Raw genomic sequence first — 21,983 nt, forward strand, 5'->3', positions numbered from 1 at the left:
TCCCTATCCTCCTGTGCGCCGCCGGCCCGGGGTCAGCGGTTGCCGCGCCGGGCGGCCCGACGCTGCTGCTTGATGGTGTCGCGCACCTCACGCTCGGTCTCCGCGGTCCGCCGCGCCGACGCGGCCCGGCGGACGCCGTACCCGAAGGCCGCCACCTTCACCAGCGGGTTCGCCGCGGCGGCCGAGACGACGGTGGCCAGGTTCGCCACGTTGGCGGTGACGTTCTGCGCGTGGCTGGTCATCGTGTCGACCTTGGCGAGCTGGAGGTTCACCCCGTCGAGGGAGGTCTGCACCTGCTCCAGGGCGACGTTGACGTTCTTCACCGTGGTGTTCACGTCCCCCAGCAGCGGAGCGGTCTGCTCGTTGAGGTCGTTGATCATCCGGGTCGTCGCGTCCACGGTGTGCCGCAGCCGCAGGATCGGCACCGCCAGCACGAGCACCAGCATCAGGAACGCGCCGGCCGCGATCAGCGCAGCGATCTGTCCACCATCCACGCAAGTCCTCCTCAAGCAGGGTTCCGGGGCCCGACGCCCCGGAACACGCGACCCGGATCCCCGCCGTCACGGCGTGACCCGCACGGGGTCATCGGGAGCAGGCGGGCCTGCCAGCCCCAGACCCTACCGTCCGTGATGGAAACCGGCTCAGGATGGTGAGCGTGTCAGATCGCCGAGCGGATCATCGGTAATCGTCGGGAACGGGTCCTCACCGGTCAGTGACGGGTCGGTGCTCGGCTGTGGCCGGGTCCGCTCGTCGTCGATCGCGTTACGGACCTTCACCGAGACCAACGAGCCGGTGCACTCCCCCGCCGCGGGGGGGACCGGGGTGGCCGGCGGCACCGCCGGGTCACCGCTCGCCTGTGGTGCCGCGCAGGTCGGCTCCCGCACCCACAGGTCGAGGGTCAACTCGTCGCGCCGCCAGCAGGTGTAGCTGCCCTTGGCCGGCTGCTCCGGGCAGCGGGTGACCTCCCACCGCCGCCAGCCCTCCGTCCGCAGGGCCTGCTCGTAGACCCGGGCGGTCTCCTCCGGTGCCCGGTCGGACTCCACGGTGCGCTCCCGCAACCGGCAGTCCTGCAGACACCAGCGGCTGCCGCTGACGTTGTCCACCGTCTTCGCCGTCGCCCAGCCGGGCACACCCAACTCGTCGAGGGTGTCGAAGACCGGATCCCGGCTCAACGTGCGCATCCCGAAATAGAGCGGGAGCGCCCCGAGGAGCACCACGCTGACCAGCACCAGGACTCCCAGCCGCAGCCGACGCCGTTCCCCCGACCGGCGTCGCGGCTCGGTGCCGGTCGGCGCGTCGGGGTCGACGTCGGATGCGTCGCCCCCGGTGGCCGGGCGCAACGGCCCGCCGGACGGACCGTCGGAATCGGACCGGGCCTCCTGCGGGGAGGTCACCCGGGCCACACCCGGCCCGTCGACCCGGCCGGCGGCGGGTGGCACGGCGGCGGAACCCGCCGCCTCCGCCCGGTCGGCGGGACGCACCGGCGGAGCCGCCCGGCCGACGGACTCCTCCGGCCGTACGCCCGGGGCGGTGGCCCGGGCCACCGCCGCCGCCGCGACGACCCCGCCCGCACCGGCGGGCCGGGGGGCGGCATCGGCGGCAGGTCCGGGCCGTCGGCCACCCTCCGGTCCCGCCACACGACGCGGGTCGTCGGCGGGTACGGGTGGACGCGCGGTGCCGGTGGCGGGGCCGCCCGGACGCACGGTGCCGGCGGCCGGACCGGCCGGGCCGTCCACACGCGCGGTACCCGCGGCCGGACGTGCCACGCCGGTGACCGGGCGCGCGCTACCGGCGGCCGGGCCGTCCGGACGGGCCACCCCGGTGGCCGGACGGGCGGTGCCGGTGGCCGGGGTGTCCGGGCGGGCGGTGCCGCGCGACGGGGCACCGGGGCGCGGGGCCCGGGGATCGGGCTCGCCGAGCCGCGGGCCGCCCGGGCCCGGGACATCGGGGCGGGGGCCGCCACCGGGAGGCCCGGCCGGGCGGGGGGCGTTCGGGACCGGGACACCGACCCGGGGAGCACCGGAGGTGGGTGCCGCGGCGTCCGGACCGGTGGCACCGGCCGGGCGGGCCACCGGTGGGGACGCCGCCGCACGCGGGCCGTCGGCGACCGACGCGACGCCGGGCACCGGCACGGCCGCGGTGGCACCGGTCCGGGGCCCACCGGACGGGGTGCCCCGGCCCCCGGGGAGGCCGGGGCCGTCAGGACCGCCGGGGCCGTGGGCACGCGGGCCACCCGGCACCGGCGCGCTGCCGGGTACCGGAGACGGGCCACCGGCCCGGTGATCCCCCGGCACCGCTCCGGCGGCACCGGGACGCTGTCCCCGGGTCGGCTCCGGTGACGGACCGGAACCGGAGTGGGTACCCCGGGCGGGACGGTCGGGCCCCTGCGGCCCGGGGCCGGTCGGCCGGCCGGGAGCCCCCTCGGGCGGGTTCGGCCGGTCCGTCGCCCGGGTCGGGCCGGGCTGGTCGGGCCAGGACGGCCCGACGGGGACGCCTGTCGTCTCCGGGCCACCCCGACGGGTCGGGGAGGCCGGGGTGGCCGCCGCCGACCCCGCCGGCCGGCCGGCCGGCGGGGTCGACCGGTTCAGCACCCGCAGGGCGGGGTCGGTGTGCGAGGTGCGCCCGGCCTGGCGCAGCCAGTCGGCCGGGCGCTCCGGACGGTCGCCCCGGGGCCGGTCGCCCGGCGCCGGCGGGACCGTCGGCTGGCCGGCCGTCCCGCCCTCGTCGGATCGGCTCCGCCGGCCCGGTGCCTCGTCGGCGTCCGGACGGGCCCGGGGACCGGGGGCGTCGGTGCCGACCGGGTGCCGCCATCCGCCCGACGGCTCCTCGTCGTCGGGGCGGGCCCGGCGACCCACGGGTGCGTCGCCCGCGGGCTCGGGGCGGTGGACGGCCGGCTCGTCGTCGGGGCGGGCCCGCCGGCCGGGCGGTGCGGCGACGTCGGTGGGCGGGCGGCGACGCCCGTTGTCGTCCCGGGCGGCCGAACCGGGCCGACCCGGAACGGAGGGGGCGGCGGGCGCGCCCGGCGCGGCCTCGGGCAGCGATGGCGCGTTGCCGCTCAGCGGCACCAGCGGCTGGTCGGGCTCGGCCGCGCGACGGCGGCCACCCCGCTCGCCGGCCGGCCGGTCCGCGGGCTCCCGGCCCGCGCCGGTAGCCGCGTCAGCGGGCCGGCCCGGGGTACCGGGTGCGGTGGCCTCGGGACGCGGGTCCACCGGTGCCACGGCGGCGGCTCGTGGGCCACCGGCCGACGGGTCCGGCAGCAGTCCGGCACCGGTTGGGGTACCCGCCCCGGCCCGGGGGGCACCGCCCGGGTCGACGCCGACGGGGGCGGAACCCGGGCCGGGCCTGGCCGGCTCGACCGGTGCCGCCCGGCGGCCTCTCGGCCGGTCATCCGGCACCGTCCGGCGGTTGCGCAGGGACGGCTCGGCGGGGGTCGCGACGCCGGGGGCCGTACCGCCGGGGCCGGCCCAGCCGACCGGAGGTGCCTGAACCCGCGGAGGTGTCTGACCCGACGGGGGTGCCTGACCGACCGGGGGTGCCTGACCCGACGGGGAGGCCTGACCGACCGGCGGCGTCGCCCGGCCGGGCCCGGTGCCGGGGACCGACGCACGGCCCGGGGCCGGGACGGCGGCCCGGACCGGGCCGGTGCCACCGGTGGTGGGGTCCGGGCGGGACGCCTCCTCGGGCCGCTGCGGGCCCGGCCGGCCGGGCGGTGCCGGGTCCGGCCACGGCCCCGCACCCGGGCGTGGACGCTGTTCGGGGGTCGCGGGCCAGCCCGGCCCACGGACCGGCGGGGCAGCCGGGCCGGCGGGGTGCTGCGGCGGCCCGTCGGAGTGGGCGACCGACCGTCCTGGCCGGACCGGATCGCCACCGGCCGGCACCGGACCCGGCCGGGTCATCCCGGCCGGTGGCGGCTCGGCCGGGCCTGCGGGCTGCGGCGGGCGGGCGACACCGGGGGCCGTCGGCTCCCGGCGCGGACCCGGTTGACCGGGGAACGGGGCTACCGGGTGCCCGGACTGCGGCCGGGCGCCCGGCGGTGCCGGCTCCGGCCCGGCCCCGGCAGGCGTCGGGTGCGGTCGGGGATCCGGCTGCGCGGGGCGGGCAGCGGCGGAGTCGGGGCGGTGCACCGGCTGACCGACGCGCGGCGCGACCGGCCCGGACTGCGGCGCGACCGGCCCCCGGCCGACGGGCGGCGCGGCCGGGGGGCGCACGGGCGGAACCGGGCCGCCCTCCGGGCCGAGTTCGGTGCGCTGCTGTTTCGCCGTACGCAGGTCGTCGATCCAGCCGAAATCCTCGCCGACCGGCTCGGGCGGGGTCTCGTCGCCGCCCCGCCCACGACCCCACCGACGTCCCTTGGCGCGAGGTTCACGCCGCTCGTCGGGACCGTCCTGCGGTTGCTCCCCACCTCGCGATGTCACTGCCGAACCTCCCCGGCGGCGTCGCCGCCGTCCTCGTCCGCCCCACCGGCGTGCCCCGTGCCCGACGGGTGCCGGCCGTTGACCACCGGCACCGGACCGTCGGGACGCGTCGCCGGGGCGGACAACCCCCGGACGATCCGGCGCAGCAGGGGCAGCCGGGCGGCCACCGACCGCTCGGCCCCGTGCCCGCTGGGCCGGTAGTAGTCGGTCCCGACGAGGTCGTCGGGAGCGTACTGCTGGGTGACCACCCCGCGCTGGTCGTCGTGCGGGTAGCGGTAGCCCGTGCCGTGCCCGAGCCCCCGGGCGCCGGCGTAGTGCGCGTCGCGCAGCCCACGCGGCACCGCGCCGCCCCGGCCGGCCCGCACGTCGGCCATCGCCGCCCCGAGGGCCGTGGTGGCCGAGTTGGACTTCGGCGCGGTCGCCAGGTGGATCACCGCCTGGGCCAGGTTGAGCTGGGCCTCGGGCAGGCCGACGTACTCCACCGCGTGCGCGGCGGCGGTCGCCACGCTCAGCGCCGACGGGTCGGCCATGCCGACGTCCTCGCTGGCGAAGATGACCATACGGCGGGCGACGAACCGGGCGTCCTCCCCGGCGACCAGCATCCGGGCCAGCCAGTGCAGCGCGGCGTCGACGTCCGAGCCGCGCATGCTCTTGATGAAGGCGCTGGTCACGTCGTAGTGCGCGTCGCCGTCGCGGTCGTAGCGCACGGCCGCCACGTCCACCGCCTGCTCGGTGGTGGCCAGGTCGATCCGGTCGACGCCGAGCGCGGTCGCCGAGGCCGCCGCCGCCTCCAGCGCGGTCAGCGCCTTGCGGACGTCGCCGCCGGCGAGGCGTACGAGGTGGTCCTCGGCGTCGGTGGCCAGGGTGAGCGTGCCGGCGAGGCCGCGCGGGTCGGTCACGGCGCGGCGTAGCAGGGCGCGCACGGCGTCGTCGTCGAGCGGCTGGAGGGTGAGCAGCACGCACCGGGACAGCAGCGGCGAGATGACGGAGAAGTACGGGTTCTCGGTGGTCGCCGCGAGCAGGGTGACCGTGCGGTCCTCGACGGCGGCGAGCAGCGAATCCTGCTGGGTCTTGCTGAACCGGTGCACCTCGTCGATGAAGAGCACGGTCTGCGGGCCGCCGGAGCGGCGCTGGCGGCGGGCGGTCTCGATGACGGCCCGGACGTCCTTGACCCCGGCGGTCAGCGCCGACATGGCCACGAACCGGCGGTCGGTGGCCCGGGCCACCAGGTGGGCGATGGTGGTCTTGCCGCTGCCCGGCGGGCCCCAGAGGATGACCGACAGCGCCGCGCCACCGCCGACGAGCTGCCGTAGCGGGGCCCCGGGGGCGAGGAGGTGTTCCTGGCCGACCAGCTCGTCGATGCTCGCGGGTCGCATCCGCACCGGCAGCGGGGCGTCCTGCCCGACGGAGGCGAAGTCGTCGACGCCGACGGAGCCCGCGGGGGCGCTGGGCGCCGCGGCGGGTGCACCGAGGGAGAAGAGGGCGTCGGAATCCATCAGGAAGACAGTACCGGGCGCGGCCCACGACGCCGGAATCGCGCCGTGGGCCGCGCCCGTTCTGATCTGTTGCGGTCAGCCGCGGCCCGGCCGACGGCCCCGGTACCACCGGCCGCCGCCACCGCCGCGCGGGCCGCTGCCGACGCCGGCCAGGTAGAGCGAGAGCAGCAGCAGGCCGATCAGGACCAGGGTGTTCCAGTTGAACAGGTCGGGGGCGCCGAAGTTGGTGTTGAGCAGGTCCAGCAGGAGCGCGAAGCCGAACACGACGGCCGCGAGGATGGCGAGCATGGTTATGTCCTCCGGTAGGGGGTCCCAGTAGGTCGGCCCCGATGTACCCAAACGGTCGACTCGTCAATCTCCATCGTGGAGATCAGCGTCGCCGGGGCGTCCCGCCCGGCCGGGTTCTAGGCTGCTTGCATGATCGACACCGACCGGGAACTCGCCGGCCGGGCGGCCGTCCTCGCCGCCACCGACCACCACCCGTTCGTCCGGCACGCGGTGCGGCTCGACGACGCGCCCCGCGCCTGGGCCCGCGACGGCGCGGTGGCCTGGCTGCTCCCGGCGGCGGGGACCGACCGGGCCGGCGGCGTGGTCGGCCCGGTCGAGGCGGCGGTGGGGCTGGTCGCGGCGCTGGTCGCCGACGGGGCTGTGCGCCCGGGGCAGTACCTGCAGTTGCCCCGGGCCGACCGGAGGCTGCTGGTCGACCGGTTCGCGGCGACCCGGGTCGACGACTGGGACTTCCTCTGGACCACCGCCGCCCCACCCCGGCAACCCGGGCAGGAGCGGGTGGTCCGCCTCGGTCGGACGGACCACCCGGCGCTGGCGGCGCTGATCGACGACGCCTTCCCCACCTCCTCGTCGCGCCCGCAGGACCCGACGGTCACCGGCTGGTACGGCATCTGGGAGGCCGACCGCCTGGTCGCCTGCGGCGCGGACCGCAGTCGCGGCGACATCGGCTTCCTCGCCGGGCTCACCGTGGCCCGCGACCGGCGGGGACGGGGGCTGGGCGCGGCGCTGACCGCCGGGATGATCCGGGCCCTGCTCGCCCGGTACGACCACGTCGCGCTCGGCGTCTACGCCGACAACCTGGCCGCGCTGCGGCTCTACCGTCGGCTCGGCTTCACCGGCACGCTACGGCGCAGTTCGGTGTGGCTCGGCTGAGGCCGCCGCGCCGGCCGGCTGGACGCCCCCGGCTGCGGGCCCGGCCGGTTCAGGCCCGGCCGGTTCGGCCCCGGGTCCGGTTCCGGCCGGACCGGTCGCCGGTCCGGTTCCGGCGGGCGTGGCCGGGGTGGCCAGGCGGCCGGCCCACCAGGCGGGCAGGTAGAGCGGGGCGGCCACCGCCAGCGCGACCGCGCCGACCACCATCGCGGTGCCGACCCCGGAACGGTCGGCCAGGGCGGTGAGCAGCACCGCGCCGAGGGCGAACCCCGGTTGCCCCATCATCGAGTTCAGCGAGATGACGCTGGTCCGGTAGGGCCCGTCGACCTGCCGGTGCAGCAGCCCCAGGTGCAGCGGGTTGGATGCGCCGTGCACGGCATAGCAGGCCAGGTAGGCGACCAGCACCCCGGCGGGCCCGGCGAGCAGCCCCATGCCGAGCACGGTGACGCCCTGCAGGATCCGCAGCAGCCCGGCGGCGGGGGCGGCGCCGAGCCAGCGCAGCAGCAGCGGGGTGGCCGCCGCGCCGGCCGCCGAGACCAGCCAGGCGGCCGAGTTCGCCGGGCCGAGCAGCGCCGCCGCCCGCTCGGGGTCGCCGACCACGTCGGCGAGCCGGACCGGCAGCAGCGACTCGAAGGTGACCATGCCGAAGCCCCAGAACAGCTCCACCGACACCAGGGCCAGCAGCACCCGGGAGCGGCGCAGCAGGCCGACGGCCTGCCCGACCATCCGGGGCGCCGCCACGACCGAGGCACGCAGCGCGCCGGCGCCTCGGGCGGGGCCGGTCTCGACCAGCAGGATCAGCAGGACGACCAGGGCGACGGCCTGCAGGGCGGCGGCGACCAGCACCGGCACGGTCAGGGCGCTCACCGGACCGACCGGTCCGAGCGCGATGAGGCCGCCGCTGAGCAGCGCGCCACCGGCGATGGTCACGCCCGCGACGGTGCCGGCGAAGCCGAGGCCGGGCTCGTAGTCGGCGTCGCGGTCGGCGGCCAGGGTGGACTCGACGTACCAGGAGTCGAGCGGGCCGCTGTCGAGTGCCCGGTAGACCCCCTGCAGGGCCCAGACCAGGAAGAACAGGGCGAACGAGTCCGCCACCGCGAACAGCCCGAGCGACAGCAGGCTCACCGCCCAGGCGGTGACCAGGACCACCCGGCTGCCGAGCGCGTCGGCCAGGCCACCGGTGGGCAGTTCCAGCGCCAGCACGACCAGACCCTGGGCGGTGGAGACCAGGCCGATCTGGGACAGCGTCAGGCCGCGTTCCTGCATCAGCAGGATCATCACCGGGATGGTCAGGCCGGTGGGCAGCCACCGCAGGCCGTAGAGGGTCAGGTAGCGCAACCGGACCTGGCGTACGGTGAGCGCGTTCATCGGGGCCCCTCCAGCAGCGGGTAGGCGGCCAGGAACACCTGCACCGGGCGGGCCTGCGGATCGGCGGGCGCGTGTTCCGCCTCGCGGCGGTACCGCTCCAGCACCTGCCACACCTCCGCCGTGAGCGCCTCGAGCCGGTCCGGTGCGACGGTCAGGAAGATGTCGCTCATGCCGATCGCGTCCCGCCACGCGGGGGTCGCCTCGTGCTGGGTGGCGAACCAGCGTTCGGCGTGCTCGACGAGCAGGCGTACCTGGTCGCCCTGGATCCACTCGATCGCGGCCCGCGCGTCGGGGTCGTCGTCGAAGTCGGTCGGTTCCCAGTTGGTGATCTCATGGGCCGCCTGCCACCAGCGCTGCCGGCCGGTCCCCCGGTCAGGGTCCTCGGTGACCAGCCCGACCTCGGCGAGCTGCCGCAGGTGGTAGCTGGTGGCGCCGGTGTTGGTGCCGAGCAGTTCCGCCAGGGTGGTGGCGGTGGCGGGCCCCTGCACCCGCAGTGCGCCGAGCAGCCGCATCCGCAGCGGGTGCGCCAGCACCCGCACCTGCCGCTTGTCGATCCGCACCTCGCGCGGCGCGGGTCGGGGGGTGGGTCCGTCGTTCGCCATGACCGCACAGTACCTGTGCACAGTTTCTATGCACAAGAGTTGTGCACAGAAACTGTGCGACAGTCATGGCGGACCGGTCGGACTCCGCCGCACGGTCGGTGCGGCAGTGGGCGGGGGGCGGGCAGAACAGAGGGCCAGGCGGGCCGTTGGGCCCGATGGGCCGGAGCGCCAGGCAAGGCGGAGGGCCAGGCGGGGCGGGCGGGGTCAGCCGGCGAGGAGTTCGGTGACGCCGCGCAGCCGGGTCCGGAGCAGACCGGCCGCGCGGGAGGAGTCCAGGCGTACCTGTGTCGGGCGGACCAACCCCGACGACCGCCCGGTGGCGGTCGTCATCCCACCCGGGTCGAGCCCGTCGCGCCGGGCGACCAGCAACCCCAGTTCCGCCCGGCTGACCGCGTCGGGGCCGGCGACGTTGAGCGGCCCGGCGTACGACGACGTGGCCAGCTCCAGCACGGCGCCGGCCAGGTCGGTCACGTCGATCGGGCAGCGCAGCTCGTCGGTGAACAGGACGGCCCGCCCGGCGAGCGCCTCCCGGCAGAGCCGGATCTGCTTGCTGCCCTCCCCCACGATCAGCGAGGTACGCACCAGCGCGGCGGACGGGTCGATCGCCCGGACCGCGGTCTCCGCCGCCGCCTTCGCCGCACCGTAGACGTGGATCGGGCTGGGCGGCTCGTCGTCGCCGTAGGGTTCGGGACGTCCACCGTGCAGCGCGTCGCTGGACAGGTGCACCAGCCGCGCCCCCACCTCGGCCGCCGCGTACGCGACGTGCGCCGCCCCGTCGGCGGTGACCGTCCAGTCGTCGGCACGGTACGCGGTCCCGACGACGGCGTCCGGGCCGACCTCGGCGACCAGTCGGCGCACCGCGTCCCGATCGGTCACGTCCAACCGACGTGTCCCGACGCCCGGCACGGCGACCCGGCCGCAGTGGCAGGTTCCCACCACCGACCACCCGGCAGCGACCCCCCGCCGGCACACCTCACCCCCGAGAAACCCGCTCCCTCCCACCACGAGCAACCGCATCCCACCACTCTCCCGTCACGATCAAGAGGTTTGCGTCACCTCGGAGAGCGATGATGACGCAAACCTCTTGATCAACGATGCCGGGTGGGCCGGACCGGGCCGGGTTCCGGGTGGGGTGGGTCAGACCGGGTCGGCGACCGGGGCGGCCGGGCCGGCGGTGCCGGTGGACGCGGTGGCGGCGGGCTTGGGCTTGGCGTCGATGCCGGCCTCGGCGCGCTGCTGCCCGGTGATCGGGGTCGGGGCGCCGGTCAGCGGGTCGAAGCCGCCCCGGGTCTTCGGGAAGGCGATCACCTCGCGGATCGAGTCGGCCCCGGCCAGCAGCATGCAGACCCGGTCCCAGCCGAACGCGATGCCGCCGTGCGGCGGGGCACCGTACTTGAACGCCTCCAGCAGGAAGCCGAACTTGTCCTGCGCCTCGGCGGGGGTGATGCCGAGCAGGTCGAAGACCCGCTGCTGCACGTCGCCCCGGTGGATACGGATCGAGCCGCCGCCGATCTCGTTGCCGTTGCAGACGATGTCGTACGCGTACGCCAGCGCCCGGTCCGGGGCCTCCTCGAACCGGTCGACCCAGTCGGCGTTCGGCGAGGTGAACGGGTGGTGCACGGCCGTCCAGCCGCCCGCTCTGCCGTTCTCCTGGTCGGAGGCCGGCTCGAACATCGGCGCGTCGACCACCCAGCAGAACGCCCAGGCGCTCTCGTCGACCAGCTTGGCCCGCTTGGCGATCTCGATCCGGGCCGCGCCGAGCAGTTCCTGCGCCTCCCGGGTGTTCGTGCCGGCGGCGAAGAAGACCGCGTCGCCCGGCTTGGCCCCGACCGCGTCGGCCAGGCCGCCCAGGTGCTCGGCGGAGAGGTTCTTGGCCACCGGCCCGCGTGCCTCGCCGGTCTCGGCGTCCAGCACCACGTACGCCAGGCCACGCGCGCCGCGCGCCTTGGCCCAGTCCTGCCAGCCGTCGAGTTCCTTGCGGGTCTGCGCCGCCCCGCCCGGCATCACCACCGCGCCGACGTAGCCGCCCGCGTCGATCGCCGCGGCGAAGACCCGGAAGGCGGTGCCGCGCAGGTAGTCGGTCAGCTCGGTCAGCTCCAGGCCGTAACGCAGGTCGGGCTTGTCGGAGCCGTACCGGGCCATCGCGTCGTGCCAGGTGATCCGGGGGATCGGCCGGGAGATCTCGTGCCCGGCCAGGTCCTTCCAGAGCGCCCCGACGATCGCCTCGCCGAGGTCGATCACGTCGTCCTCGGTGACGAAGGACATCTCGATGTCGAGCTGGGTGAACTCCGGCTGCCGGTCGGCGCGGAAGTCCTCGTCGCGGTAGCAGCGGGCGATCTGGTAGTACCGCTCCATGCCGCCGACCATCAGGAGCTGCTTGAACAGCTGCGGCGACTGCGGCAGCGCGTACCAGCTGCCGGGCTGGAGCCGGACCGGGACCAGGAAGTCGCGCGCGCCCTCGGGGGTGGACCGGGTCAGCGTCGGGGTCTCGATCTCCAGGAAGTCCCGCTCGTGCAGCACGGTGCGGGCGAGCTGGTTGGCCCGCGAGCGCAGCCGCATGGCGTTGGCCGGGCCACTGCGGCGCAGGTCCAGGTAGCGGTAGCGCAGCCGGATGTCGTCGCCGGCCTCGACCTGGTCGTCGACGGGCAGCGGCAGCGGCGCGGCCTCGGAGAGCACCTCCAGCGCGCTGGCGGTCACCTCGATCTCGCCGGTGGGCAGTTCCGGGTTCTCGTTGCCCTCGGGGCGGCGGGTCACCTCGCCGGTGACCTTGACGCAGAACTCGTTGCGCAGCGCGTGCGCGTCCTCTTCGCGGAACACCACCTGGACCACGCCGGAGCCGTCGCGCAGGTCGACGAAGATGACACCGCCGTGGTCGCGCCGGCGGGCGACCCACCCGGCGAGCGTCACCGTGGTGCCGGCGTCCGTCGCGCGCAGGCTGCCGGCGTCATGGGTACGGATCACGACTTGCGTCTCCTCATCTGCGGTACGGCTGTTCCCCCGCATTGTGTCAGCCGCCCGGTCCGCCCGGTTGCGGGGTGAGCAAGGCCGGCCCGCCCACCGGACGCGCGGAACGGGCCGCCGGTGTTCCCGACGGCCCGTTCGCGCAGGGTGGATCAGAGGATCCGCTGGTGCATCGGACGATGCGGCAGATCGGTCAGATGATGCTGACGCCGTAGACGCTCAGCGGCTCGGTGACCGGCTGGAAGTAGGTGGTGCCACCGCGGGTGCAGTTGCCGCTGCCGCCGGAGGTGAGGCCGACCGCGCTGCTGCCGCTGAACAGCGAACCGCCGCTGTCGCCCGGCTCGGCGCAGACGTTGGTCCGGATCAGGCCGGAGACCGAGCCCTCGGCGTAGTTCACCGTGGCGTTGATGGCGGTCACCGAGCCGCTCTTGAGGCCGGTGGTGCTGCCGGAGCGCTGCACGCTCTGGCCGACGAACGCGTTGGCGGCACCGGTGACGTCCCGGAAGCTGCCGTTGTAGAGGGAGACGTTGCCGGTCGCGTTGGCGGCGTTGCTGTGCCGGACGATGCCGTAGTCGTTGCCCGGGAAGCTGGTGCCGGTACGGGTACCGAGCACGCTGGTCTGGCCGGAGTTCGAGTACCAGGTCGAGCCGATGTTGGTGCAGTGCCCGGCGGTCAGGAAGAAGGTCTGACCGGCGCTGTTGCGGACGTTGAAGCCGAGCGAGCAGCGACCGCCGCCGGTGTAGATCGCCTGGCCACCGGAGATCTTGGTGCTGAGCACGCCGGCCTCGGCCTCGACCCGGACGGTGCCACCGGTGCGCGCGGCGGCGGCCTTGACCCGCTCCAGCTTGGCGCCGGTGACGGTGCTGTCGACCGACACGACGACCTGGTTGGTGGCGGTGTCGGTCCACCACGCGGTGCCGGGGATCTTGGCCGACCGCTCCAGCTCGGCGGTGGCGGAGCGGAGCTGGGCCGCGCCCCGGGTGACCAGCTTCGGGACGGCACCGGCGGCGCGGACCTGCTTGGCGGCGGCGGTGTCGGTGACGGTGACGACCATCTTGCCGGTGGCGTCGGCGTAGGTGCCGGCGGCGCGGTCACCGAGACGCTCGGCCAGGCTGGCGGCGGCGTCGGGGGATGCGGGCGAGGCGGGGGCCGCCTGGGCGGGGGCACCCATGAGCGCGCCGGTGACCAGGGTTCCGGCCATGGCGACGGCGGCGGCGTGTCGGAGTGAGGACCTCGTGGGTCGCATGCAACAACCTCCGGAAGGGGGTGACGGGCGGCGTCATGAAGACACACCCGGGGACAACCGGCCGACCTGGGGAAACCGGCCGAGTGACTGAAGTATTCACATATTTAAGATCGTAATCAAGACATGCGTTTGCCCGGATTCACCCCACCGGCGGTTATGACGGTCAGGCAACATCGTGGACACATCCATGTCAGACCCTCCGCCGACCCGCCCCCGCCCCCACGAACGGCCGGGCCCGAAGCGGCCACCGCCGAGGGCCCCGAGCGGCCACCGCCGACGGCCCGACGCACCCGGTGCCGACCGCCGCCGCACCCGGTCCCGCAGGCACCGCAGCCGATCCCGTCGACGCACCGACCGACCTCCGCACCGTCCGGGACCCGGTGGACACCGGGGCGGTCCGGCCACAGCCGGGACGGCACGTCACGACCGGGCCGCCGAGCAGGACGTCTCGTGCCGGCAGGCCCGATGGCGGCGGAGAACGGCAGCCCTCGACACCCGTCACCGGGAGTGATCATCAGTCGATCCCGTCACCCGATGGTCCACCCCTTTGCTCTGCTGCCCCCACCGCGACAGCTACACCAGGTAGCTACGTATGAGAAGACCAGCGAACCGCACGCCGCAAGAAAGGGCAGCTCAGGCCGGTGTCGCTTCGAGAGCAGCAGAGCAAAGCGCGGAAGGGCAGGACCACGAGGGAGGAGCCTTAGTGACGGAGGGTCACATCCGTCGACCCATTACCGAAAGTCACCGACTCCGAGGGGCGGACGGGGCATCCGGGGTGACGCACGACGTCGACACAACCCCGGGCGACGCGCCGGGGCCGGAAGAGCCGTCCCCGCCCGTGCGGCACGCCGACGCGCCCGCCGCACGGCACACCCGACGCGTTCCCCGCAGGGGGTGGCGACGTGGGCGCACCTGCGGGCAGGCACGGGTGCGGTAAAACCGCCGGGGGGGGGACGATCAGGTCAGGCGCGGGCGGCCAGCTTGGCGGCCCGGGCGTCGCGCTTCTCCTCGAACCGGGACGCGGCCTGCTCCAAGCCGTCCAGGTGGGCGGCGATCCGGTCACGGGCGGCCTCACCCTCGGCGCCCAGGCCGGCGACGTTGAACACGTCCCACTGGCGCAGCACCGGGGCGACCACGTCGTCGCGGTGCTGACGCAGGTCGTAGATGCCGGCCAGGGCGATCGTCACCGACTTGCGGGTGAAGCCCTCGATGCCGACACCGGGCATCTGGAAGTCCTCCAGCACCTCGGCGATCGCCCGCATCGTCTGGTCGGGGGCCACCTCCAGGGCCGCCCCGAGCAGGTTGCGGTAGAAGACCATGTGCAGGTTCTCGTCGGCCGCGACCCGGCTCAGCAGCGCCTCGCAGACCGGGTCACCGGTGATCCGGCCGGTGTTGCGGTGCGAGATCCGGGTGGCCAGCTCCTGGAACGACACGTACGCCAGCGAGCGCAGCATCGACGAGTCGTGCGAGTTGGTGTAACCGGCGGTCATGTGCACCATCCGGGCCCGCTCCAGGGCAACCGGGTCGACCGCCCGGGTCACCGTCAGGTAGTCCCGGATGGCGGTGCCGTGCCGGCCCTCCTCGGCCGTCCACCGACCCACCCAGGTCCCCCACGCCCCGTCCGGTCCGAACAGGCTGGCGATCTGGTGATGGTACGAGGGCAGGTTGTCCTCGGTGAGCAGGTTGACGATCAGCGCCGTACGGGCCACCTCGGGCAGGGTCGAGTCCCCCTCCGACCACGCCTCACCGCCGAGCGGGCCGTCGAAGGTGCGCCCCTCGCTCCACGGCACGTACTCGTGCGGGAACCACTCCTTGGCCATCGACAGGTGACGGTCGAGGTTCTTGGCGACCACGGGTTCGAGTTCGTGGAGCAGCGCGGTCTGGCTCAGCTCGGTCACAGGGGCCCTCCCTACGGTGGCGTAACTTACGCCACCGTAGGTCCCCGTCGGCGTACGCGCCAGTAACCCGGGCTCAGCCGATCACCGGAGTCAGATCCGCAGGCGGCGGCGACCACCGGTCCGCCAGCGCGTCCACCTGCTCGCCCGAACGGATGTCCTTCACCTGGTGACCCTCGCCTCCCGGGAACCACACGTACGGGATGCCGCGCCGCTCGGCGTAGCGGATCTGCTTGCCGAACTTCGCCGCACTCGGCGACACCTCGGTCGGCACGCCCCGCGACCGCAGCGCCTCCGCCACGGCGTTGCTGGCCGCCCGCTCCTCCTCGGCCGCGACGGCCACCAGCACGCAGGTCGGCACGCTGCGCGAGATCGACAGCGCCTCGGCACCGAACAGCAGCCCGAGCAGCCGGGTCACCCCGATCGAGATCCCCACCCCCGGGTACGACACGCTCCCGGCGCTGGCCAGGTTGTCGTACCGGCCGCCGGAGCAGATCGAGCCGAACCGCTCGTAGCCGACCAGCTGGGTCTCGTAGACGGTGCCGGTGTAGTAATCCAGGCCCCGGGCGATCCGCAGGTCGGCGACGCACAGCCCCGGCGCGTGCGCGGCGGCCGTCTCCACCACCGCGACCAGCTCGGCGACACCCTCGTCGAGCAGCGGATCGCGCACCCCGAGGGCGTGCACCGCGTCGGCGAAGGACGCGTCCGGCGCGGAGATCCCGGCCAACGCCAGGCAGGCGTCGGCCTGCGCCGCGCTCGCCCCCGCCGTCTCGGCCAGCAGGTCGGCCACCTTCGCCGGGCCGATCTTGTCGAGCTTGTCGACCGCGCGCAGCGCCGCCTCCGGGTCGGTCAGCCCGATGCCCCGGTAGAACCCCTCACAGATCTTGCGGTTGTTCACCTGGATCAGCACCGGCGGGATCGGCAGCGACCGCAGCGCGTCCCCGATCACCAGCGGCATCTCGGCCTCGTAGTGCGCCGGCAGGGTGTCCCGGTCGACGATGTCGATGTCGGCCTGGAGGAACTCCCGGTAACGCCCCTCCTGCGGGCGCTCGCCCCGCCACACCTTCTGGATCTGGTAGCGGCGGAACGGGAACTGGAGCTTGCCGGCGTTCTCCAACACGTAGCGGGCGAACGGCACGGTCAGGTCGAAGTGCAACCCGAGCGCGTCGTCACCGGCCGGGCCGTCCGCGTCGGCCTGCAACCGGCGCAGCAGGTAGACCTCCTTGGAGGTCTCCCCCTTGCGCAGCAACTGGTCCAGCGGCTCCACCGACCGGGTCTCCAGCGGGGCGAACCCGTACAGCTCGAAGGTGTGCCGGATCCGGTCGAGGACGAACTGCTCGATCATCCGCTGCGAGGTGGTCCACTCCGGGAAGCCGGAGATGGGCGTGGGCTTGCTCATGACGTACTCCTTGCGGGTCCGCGCCGGGCGCGGTGGGATCGACAGGTCCGCGCCGGGCGCGGAGGAACGGCTAGAGGCCGCGGGTGGGCGCGGCGGGGCGCGCGCCGTCCGGGCCGGCCAGGTCGGCGAGGTACGGGTTACGCACCCGCTCCCGGCCGATGGTGGTCGCCGGGCCGTGGCCGGGCAGCACGACGGTGTCGTCGGCCAGCGGGAGGACCTTCTCCCGCAGGCTGGTCAGCATCCGGGGCATGCTGCCGCCCGGCAGGTCGGTGCGGCCGATCGAGCCGGCGAACAGCACGTCACCGGAGAGACAGACCTGGTCGGCCTCCCAGGGCGAGCCGGCACCGGGCAGCCGGAACAGCACCGACCCGCCGGTATGGCCCGGCGCGTGGTCGACGGTGATCTCCAGGCCGGCCAGCGCCAGCGTCGCCCCGTCGGTCAGCTCCGCGACGTCGTCGGGCTCGGTGTACGGCAGCCGGCCGCCGAACAGCGCGGTGAGGTCCATCGACAGCGCCTTGGTCGGGTCGGCCAACAGCTCCCGGTCCTCCGGATGCACGTACGCGGGGATGCCGCGTGCGCCGCAGACCGGCGCGACGGAGAAGGTGTGGTCGAGGTGGCCGTGGGTGAGCAGCACGGCGGCCGGGTGCAGGCGGTGCTCGGCGAGCACGGCGTCGAGCCGGTCGAGCACCCCGATACCGGGGTCGACCACCACGCACTGCTCCCCCGGCGCGGTCGCCACCACGTAACAGTTGGTGCCGAAGGCGTCCGCGGGAAAGCCGGCCACAAGCACGTCCGCTCCCCTTCCGTCTCAGTCGTCCGTCTCCTGGGCAGCCTAGTCGTCGGCGCGATCCGATATCCGCGCCCACCCGTACCACGGGCCCCGCACGGCACAGTGACGCACTTTGATAAACCCAGGCCGGCCCTCGTACACCACTTTCACAGCAGGTACCCGTACACTCTGGCGGGCGTGTGGCGTGGCGCACCTGCGGGCACGGCGGGCGCGCACGGCCCGACCGCCGGTGACGACCAGGGTAGAGGAGGGGAGCACGGGTGGCTTCCAGCAGGGACCGGCAGCGCAAGCTCGCGCGGGAGAAGCTCGACCGGCAGTTGGCCCGGCGGGCCGCCGCCGCCCGACGGCGTCGGCAGATCCAGGCCGGGGTCGGTGCGGCAGTGGTGCTGGTGCTGATCGTGGCCGGTGCGGCGTGGGGGCTGGGTGCCTTCGACAGCGACCCCGAGCCGAAGGCCGCCGAGGACGTCTGCCTCTGGACGCCGCAGGATGCCGCAGCCAACACCAACCTCAAGGACGTCGGCACCCCGGCCACCAAGGATCTGCCCACCACCGGGGTACGCACGATGACCATCGACACCGACCAGGGCGGCCCGATCACCGCCGAACTGGATCTCGCCGGGGCCCCCTGCGCCGGGGCGAGCATCGCCCACCTGGCCGGCAAGTCGTTCTACGACAACACCAAGTGCCACGAGATCACCACCGAGGGCGCGCTGCGCTGCGGCGACCCGAGCGGCACCGGGCTCGGCGGCCCCAGCTACTCGTTCTACAACGAGAACGTGCCGACCGCGCCCGAGGCGAGCCCCTCGGCCAGCCCGCAGCCCGGACAGCCGCCGACCTACCCCAAGGGCACGGTCGCGATGATCAGCAACCCACCGGGCGCCAACGGCAGCCAGTTCCTGCTCTTCTTCAAGGACTCCAGCCCGGCCCAGCCCGCGTACCCGATCATCGGCCGGATCACCGGCGGCCTCGACGTGGTCGAGAAGATCGGCGCCCTGCCGACCGTGGACAACGGGGCGGGTGCCAAGGTCAAGCCGAAGACCGACGTGGTGATCCGCAAGCTCACCGTCGGCGAGGCGCAGGCCGCCCCGGCACCGGCGACCGGCTCCCCGGCCGCGTCCCCGGCGGCCAGCCCGAGCGCCGGCTGAGCCGGCCCACAACCCGTACCTGCGGCCCCGCCGCGCCAGAGAAAGCCCAGGAGGAGTGACCGTGACGTCCACGAGAGAGCGGCAGCGCGCGGCGGCGCGGGCCCGACTTGAGCGGGAGATGGCCGAGCGTTCGGCCAAGGCCCGCAAGCGCCGGCAGACGCAGGCGATCGTCGGGGCCGCCGCCATCCTGGTGCTCGTGGTCGCCGGCACCGTCTGGTTGGCGACCAGCCTCGGTGGCGACGACGACGACAGCAAGCAGCAGGCCGCCGGCACCGAGGGCTTCTCGCAGTGCGCCTACACCGAGGCGCCGAAGGAGGGCCGGCCGGCGCAGGTCAAGGACGTCGGGATGCCCCCGAACCAGCAGGCCAACAAGGGCACCCAGACGATGACGATCGACACCAACCTGGGCCCGATCGTCGCCAAGCTCGACCGGACCAAGGTGCCCTGCACCGCCGGCAGCTTCACCCACCTGGCCAGCAAGGGCTTCTTCGACAACACCAAGTGCCACCGGCTGGTGACCGAGGGCATCAAGGTGCTCCAGTGCGGCGACCCGAGCGCCACCGGCAAGGGCTGGCGGCAGACCGACGGCACCGGCGGGCCGAGCTACGGCATGCCCGAGGAGAACCTGCCGACCGACAAGCGGCCCCCCTACCCGGAGGGCGTCATCGCGATGGCCAACTCCGGGCAGCCGGGCAGCACCGGTAGCCAGTTCTTCATCGTCTACGGCGACTCGCAGCTCGACCCGAACTACACCGTGCTGGGCACCATCACCTCCGGCATGGACCTGGTCAAGCAGGTCGGGGCGGCCGGCGACGACAAGGCGTTCGCGCAGCAGGCGGGGGGTGGCCACCCCAAGAAGGAGGTCACCATCACCAAGCTGACGATGAGCGACATCGAGAGCTGACCCGCACCGTACGACGAAGCGCCCGCCGGCTGAGCCGGCGGGCGCTTCCGTGTCAGGTGACCGGGGGCGCGGCTGACGGTCAGGCGCCGGAGGTGACCCGGTAGGCGTCGAAGACCCCGTCGACCTTGCGGACGGCGGCCAGCAGGTGCCCCAGGTGCTTCGGGTCGGCCATCTCGAAGCTGAACCGGCTCACCGCCACCCGGTCGCGGGTGGTGGTGACCGTCGCCGACAGGATGTTGACCCGTTCCTCGGAGAGCACCCGGGTGACGTCGGCCAGCAGCTTGTGCCGGTCGAGGGCCTCCACCTGGATGGCGACCAGGAACGTCGAGGCGGAGGTGAGCTTCCAGCTGACCTCCACCACCCGCTCGACCTGGGCCCGCAGGTCCTCGGCGTTGGCGCAGTCGTCGCGGTGCACGCTGACCCCGCCGGAGCGGGTGACGAACCCGAAGACCGAATCCGGGGGCACCGGCGTGCAGCACCGGGCCAGCTTGATCCAGACGTCGCTGACGCCCCGCACCACCACGCCGGGGTCGCTGCTGTTCTGCCGGCTGTGCGGCGGACGGGTGGCGACGGCGGTCTCGGCGATGTCCTCCGCCGCGCCCTCCTCACCGCCGTACGCGGCCATCAGCTTCTGCACCACCGACTGCGCCGACACCTGACTGTCGCCGACCGCCGCGTAGAGCGAGGCGACGTCGGCGAGGTGCAGGTCCCGGGCGATCGCCATCAACGCGTCAGAGGTGAGCATCCGCTGCAACGGCATGCCCTGCTTACGCATCGCCTTGACGATCGAGTCCTTACCGGCCTCGATCGCCTCCTCACGCCGCTCCTTGTTGAAGTACTGGCGGATCTTGGTGCGCGCCCGGGGACTCTTGACGAAGCTCAGCCAGTCCTGCGTCGGGCCCGCCGTGTCGGACTTCGAGGTGAAGATCTCGATCACGTCGCCGTTGGACAGCGTCGACTCCAACGGCACCAGCTTGCCGTTGACCCGCGCCCCGATGCACTTGTGCCCGACCTCGGTGTGCACCGCGTACGCGAAGTCCACCGGCGTCGACCCCGTCGGCAACGGGATGACGTCGCCCTTCGGGGTGAAGACGTACACCTCCTGGCTGGACAGGTCGAACCGCAACGCGTCGAGGAACTCCGACGGGTCGGCGGCCTCCCGCTGCCAGTCCAGCAACTGCCGCAGCCAGGTCATCTCGTCGATGTGCGCCGGCGGGCCGACGATCTGGGTGCCCTTGTGCTCCTTGTACTTCCAGTGCGCGGCGATGCCGAACTCGGCGGTGCGGTGCATCGCGTAGGTGCGGATCTGCATCTCCACCGGCTTGCCGGTGGGCCCGATGACCGTCGTGTGCAACGACTGGTACATGTTGAACTTGGGCATCGCGATGTAGTCCTTGAACCGGCCCGGCACCGGCTGCCAGTTGGCGTGGATGACCCCCAGCGCCGCGTAGCAGTCCCGCACCGTGTCGACCAGGATACGCACCCCGACCAGGTCGTAGATGTCGTTGAAGTCCCGCCCCCGCACGATCATCTTCTGGTAGATCGAGTAGAGGTGCTTCGGCCGGCCGGTCGTCTCCGCCTTGATCTTGGCGGCCTTGAGATCGGTGCCGACCTTCTGGGTGACCTGCTTGAGCAGCGACTCCCGCTGCGGCTGGTGCTCCCCGATCAGCCGCAGGATCTCCTCGTACCGCTTGGGGAACAGGGTGCCGAAGGCCAGGTCCTCCAGCTCCCACTTGATCGTGTTCATACCGAGCCGGTGGGCCAGCGGGGCCAGGATCTCCAGCGTCTCCTTGGCCTTCTGCTCCCGCTTCGGGGCCGGCAGGAAGGACAGCGTCCGCATGTTGTGCAGCCGGTCGGCCAGCTTGATCACCAGGACCCGGGGGTCCTTCGCCATCGCCACGACCATCTTGCGGATCGTCTCCGCCTTGGCCGCGTCGCCCAGCTTGACCTTGTCCAGCTTCGTCACACCGTCGACGAGCAGGGTGACCTCGGGGCCGAAGTCGACCTTCATCTGGTCGAGGGTGTATTCGGTGTCCTCGATCGTGTCGTGCAGCAGCGCCGCCACCAGCGTGGTGGTGTCCATCCCCAGGTTGCCCAGGATGGTCGCCACCGCCAGCGGGTGGGTGATGTACGGGTCACCGGACTTGCGGTACTGGCCGGAGTGCCAGCGCGCGGCGGTGTCGAAGGCCCGCTGGAGCAGCCGGGCGTCGGCCTTCGGATGGTTCTCCCGGTGGCTGGCGATCAGCGGTTCGAGCACCTCGCTGACCTGGGAGGTCTGCCACGGGGCGTTGAACCGGGCCAGCCGTGCCCGGACCCGACGACCGGTCGGGGCGTTGGAGAGCGCGAAACCACCGCTCGGCGACGGGTCGTCGTCGAAAGACGCCCCCACCGCCAGGCCGTCCGGCGTACCGCCGACGTGGTCGCCGGCCCCCGTCGGGCCGGCCGCCGGATCGTTGTTCCGAGCGGTCACCGCGCCGTCAGCGTCGCCTGTCGGGTGCACCGTGCCCTCCACCGGAGGAACGACATCGTGGGACACCGGCCTCCTCACCGATCGCCGGGACCACGCCGACCGTACGGCCGACGCCTGACTTGCCGAACCGGCCG

The 21,983-nt window shown here is 74.2% G+C and carries 15 protein-coding genes and 1 pseudogene; 3 read left to right on the plus strand and 13 right to left on the minus strand.

From position 1 onward, the window contains the following. Positions 1-32: 32 nt before the first annotated feature. The 4 genes from ACN265_RS20470 to ACN265_RS20485 form a co-directional block, all read right to left on the minus strand. On the minus strand, positions 33-494 hold the full coding sequence (locus ACN265_RS20470) for a DUF948 domain-containing protein (RefSeq protein WP_088647310.1): 462 nt from the start codon (positions 492-494) through the stop codon (positions 33-35). A gap of 147 nt (positions 495-641) precedes the next feature. Next, positions 642-1,241 (minus strand): hypothetical protein, encoded by a 600-nt coding sequence (locus ACN265_RS20475; protein WP_372444640.1) that lies wholly within the window; start codon positions 1,239-1,241, stop codon positions 642-644. A gap of 3,170 nt (positions 1,242-4,411) precedes the next feature. Next, positions 4,412-5,911, minus strand: a complete 1,500-nt coding sequence (locus ACN265_RS20480; protein WP_204927609.1) for a replication-associated recombination protein A — start codon at positions 5,909-5,911, stop codon at positions 4,412-4,414. Between the two features lie 75 nt (positions 5,912-5,986). Further along, a complete protein-coding gene (locus ACN265_RS20485; RefSeq protein WP_067307861.1) occupies positions 5,987-6,199 on the minus strand; it encodes a hypothetical protein in 213 nt (70 codons plus the stop codon). A gap of 129 nt (positions 6,200-6,328) precedes the next feature. On the opposite strand from ACN265_RS20485, the gene ACN265_RS20490 reads away from it, so the two are divergent. Further along, complete coding sequence (locus ACN265_RS20490) at positions 6,329-7,072, plus strand: GNAT family N-acetyltransferase (protein WP_421408979.1); 744 nt, start codon at positions 6,329-6,331, stop codon at positions 7,070-7,072. On the opposite strand, the gene ACN265_RS20495 is transcribed toward ACN265_RS20490, so the two are convergent. The 8 genes from ACN265_RS20495 to ACN265_RS20530 all read right to left on the minus strand — a co-directional run bounded on the left by ACN265_RS20495 (position 7,043) and on the right by ACN265_RS20530 (position 17,330). Continuing rightward, on the minus strand, positions 7,043-8,437 hold the full coding sequence (locus tag ACN265_RS20495) for an MFS transporter (RefSeq protein WP_421408980.1): 1,395 nt from the start codon (positions 8,435-8,437) through the stop codon (positions 7,043-7,045). The two genes, ACN265_RS20490 and ACN265_RS20495, sit on opposite strands and share 30 nt — an antisense overlap. Continuing rightward, positions 8,434-9,039 (minus strand): helix-turn-helix domain-containing protein, encoded by a 606-nt coding sequence (locus tag ACN265_RS20500; protein ID WP_421408981.1) that lies wholly within the window; start codon positions 9,037-9,039, stop codon positions 8,434-8,436. The genes ACN265_RS20495 and ACN265_RS20500 overlap by 4 nt, the downstream gene beginning before the upstream one ends. Positions 9,040-9,243: 204 nt before the next feature. Beyond that, entirely contained in the window at positions 9,244-10,056 is an 813-nt protein-coding gene (locus tag ACN265_RS20505; protein ID WP_421408982.1) for an SDR family oxidoreductase, read from the minus strand. 120 nt (positions 10,057-10,176) lie between these two features. Beyond that, a complete protein-coding gene (gene aspS, locus ACN265_RS20510; protein ID WP_421408983.1) occupies positions 10,177-12,000 on the minus strand; it encodes an aspartate--tRNA ligase in 1,824 nt (607 codons plus the stop codon). Positions 12,001-12,193: 193 nt separating this feature from the next. Beyond that, positions 12,194-13,246, minus strand: coding sequence for a S1 family peptidase (locus ACN265_RS20515; protein ID WP_420116900.1), 1,053 nt, complete (start codon positions 13,244-13,246; stop codon positions 12,194-12,196). A 962-nt stretch (positions 13,247-14,208) separates the two neighbouring features. Continuing rightward, entirely contained in the window at positions 14,209-15,144 is a 936-nt protein-coding gene (locus ACN265_RS20520; RefSeq protein ID WP_357930721.1) for an acyl-ACP desaturase, read from the minus strand. A gap of 73 nt (positions 15,145-15,217) precedes the next feature. Beyond that, positions 15,218-16,540 carry a histidine--tRNA ligase gene (gene hisS / locus ACN265_RS20525; protein WP_421408984.1) on the minus strand — a complete coding sequence of 441 codons (1,323 nt, stop codon included), beginning with the start codon at positions 16,538-16,540 and terminating at the stop codon, positions 15,218-15,220. Positions 16,541-16,610: 70 nt separating this feature from the next. Next, positions 16,611-17,330: an MBL fold metallo-hydrolase gene (locus ACN265_RS20530; RefSeq protein ID WP_204927618.1), complete on the minus strand. Its 720-nt coding sequence runs from the start codon at positions 17,328-17,330 to the stop codon at positions 16,611-16,613. A gap of 260 nt (positions 17,331-17,590) precedes the next feature. Here ACN265_RS20530 and ACN265_RS20535 point away from each other — a divergent pair, with 260 nt between their 5' ends. Both ACN265_RS20535 and ACN265_RS20540 read left to right on the plus strand, forming a co-directional pair. Further along, positions 17,591-18,475 carry a peptidylprolyl isomerase gene (locus ACN265_RS20535; protein WP_420119593.1) on the plus strand — a complete coding sequence of 295 codons (885 nt, stop codon included), beginning with the start codon at positions 17,591-17,593 and terminating at the stop codon, positions 18,473-18,475. Between the two features lie 61 nt (positions 18,476-18,536). Further along, the gene (locus tag ACN265_RS20540) at positions 18,537-19,379 is read left to right on the plus strand and encodes a peptidylprolyl isomerase (protein ID WP_357930727.1); all 843 of its coding nucleotides are present in this window, start codon (positions 18,537-18,539) and stop codon (positions 19,377-19,379) included. Between the two features lie 79 nt (positions 19,380-19,458). Here the strand turns inward: ACN265_RS20540 and ACN265_RS20545 are convergent. Next, positions 19,459-21,738 (minus strand): annotated as a pseudogene (locus ACN265_RS20545) (RelA/SpoT family protein); the annotation flags it as partial. Between the last annotated feature and the right edge of the window lie 245 nt (positions 21,739-21,983).

Origin of the sequence: Micromonospora sp. WMMD730 (assembly GCF_049178955.1) — a bacterium.
In the GTDB taxonomy this organism is placed as follows: Bacteria; Actinomycetota; Actinomycetes; order Mycobacteriales; family Micromonosporaceae; genus Micromonospora; species Micromonospora wenchangensis.

Bases quoted from the DNA above. Each gene is read 5' to 3' on its own strand.
- ACN265_RS20480 (WP_204927609.1), bottom strand. From the start codon at position 5,911: ATGGATTCCGACGCCCTCTTCTCCCTCGGTGCACCCGCCGCGGCGCCC.
- ACN265_RS20485 (WP_067307861.1), bottom strand. From the start codon at position 6,199: ATGCTCGCCATCCTCGCGGCCGTCGTGTTCGGCTTCGCGCTCCTGCTG.
- ACN265_RS20490 (WP_421408979.1), top strand. From the start codon at position 6,329: ATGATCGACACCGACCGGGAACTCGCCGGCCGGGCGGCCGTCCTCGCC.
- ACN265_RS20495 (WP_421408980.1), bottom strand. From the start codon at position 8,437: ATGAACGCGCTCACCGTACGCCAGGTCCGGTTGCGCTACCTGACCCTC.
- ACN265_RS20500 (WP_421408981.1), bottom strand. From the start codon at position 9,039: ATGGCGAACGACGGACCCACCCCCCGACCCGCGCCGCGCGAGGTGCGG.
- ACN265_RS20505 (WP_421408982.1), bottom strand. From the start codon at position 10,056: ATGCGGTTGCTCGTGGTGGGAGGGAGCGGGTTTCTCGGGGGTGAGGTG.
- ACN265_RS20515 (WP_420116900.1), bottom strand. From the start codon at position 13,246: ATGCGACCCACGAGGTCCTCACTCCGACACGCCGCCGCCGTCGCCATG.
- hisS (WP_421408984.1), bottom strand. From the start codon at position 16,540: ATGAGCAAGCCCACGCCCATCTCCGGCTTCCCGGAGTGGACCACCTCG.